Raw genomic sequence first — 1,281 nt, 5'->3', positions numbered from 1 at the left:
TTCCCCTCCCCAGTCTCCCCACTTCTTCTACTCTACGCCGACTTGCCGCAGGCGTAAGCTTCGTCGAGAGGCTCCCACGACTTGCACACGGGCTGGTAGCCCTGCGCCTCAATGGCGGCAATCATCTGATCCACATCCCGATCGTCGGCGATCTCAAACTGGGCGGTGTCGTGCTCCTCGGCGGCATCCTGCGCGGCATGGGCATGTCCGCCCACGGCGGTGGAAACGCCCGCCGAAATCTTGGTGATGCCAAGCCCGATGAGCCGATCGCGCAGGAACGGGCGCTCGCGCGTGGACAGCGTGATCCCGGCGGCGGGCAGATAGAGCCGGAGCGCCTGGATGTACTGCACCAAATCCCGTTCGGAAGCGGGATGGATGTCGTTGAACGAACCTTCATGCGGACGCATACGCGGTGCGGAAACGGCGATGTCCACACCGGGATACGTCGCCTGAATCCAGTCCGCGTGCAGCCCGGTGTAAAAGGCGTCGCGCCGCCACTGATCGAGGCCGAGCAGCGCGCCCACGTTCACCGAACGCATACCCGCGCGGGCCGCCCGATCCGGAGCGTTCAGACGGAACCGGAAATCGCGCTTGGGACCGGCGGGGTGCAGCTTGAGGTAGAGCTCCTCGTTATACGTCTCCTGAAACATCGTGAACGAATCCACTCCCGCGTCCACCAGCATCCGGTAGTCATCCTCGCTCATGGAATAGACCTCGACGCCGATGCTCGGGAAATACGGGCGCAGGCGACGGGCCGCCTCCGCGATGTACGCGGGCCCGGTCAGCTTCGGAGCGTCACCGGTCAAAAGCAGGATGTTGCGGAGCCCGGTCGCGGCGATGACCTTGCCTTCGGCCTCCACCTCGTCCATCGTCAACATGGAGCGATGGATATGGTTCTTGGTGTTGAAGCCGCAGTACACGCACTGGTTGGTACAGTAGTTGGCGAGATAAAGCGGCGTAAACAACTGGATGGAGCGCCCGAACTGCCGGACCGTCACGTCGCGGGCAATACGGGCCATCGTTTCAAGATGCGGAGAGGCGGCGGGAGATACCAGCGCCATGAAATCCCGGGCGTTCAGGCGTCGGCCGTTTTCCGCCAGCTCCAACGCGGTCAGCACATCCGTTTCCGTGGCCGAGGCCAGCCCGGCCTCCACTTCATCCAAAGGCCACTCCGGCAGGACGTCGGAAAACAGGCGGCTCATGACGCGGCCCCCTCGTCGTGGCCGCCGAGGAACCCGGTCAGCGGCGAGGAGGCCGACGCCCGCCCTGCAAGACCGGGCC

The 1,281-nt window shown here is 64.6% G+C and carries 1 protein-coding gene; it reads right to left on the bottom strand.

Going from position 1 to position 1,281, the window contains the following annotated elements; translation table 11 throughout:
- Positions 1–32 precede the first annotated feature (32 nt).
- Complete coding sequence (gene thiH, locus HMPREF0178_RS19970) at positions 33–1,202, bottom strand: 2-iminoacetate synthase ThiH (protein WP_009369349.1); 1,170 nt, start codon at positions 1,200–1,202, stop codon at positions 33–35.
- Between the last annotated feature and the right edge of the window lie 79 nt (positions 1,203–1,281).

Source organism: Bilophila sp. 4_1_30 (genome assembly GCF_000224655.1).
In the GTDB taxonomy this organism is placed as follows: Bacteria; Desulfobacterota; Desulfovibrionia; order Desulfovibrionales; family Desulfovibrionaceae; genus Bilophila; species Bilophila wadsworthia.
This window is presented reverse-complemented; position numbering and strand designations above follow the sequence as displayed.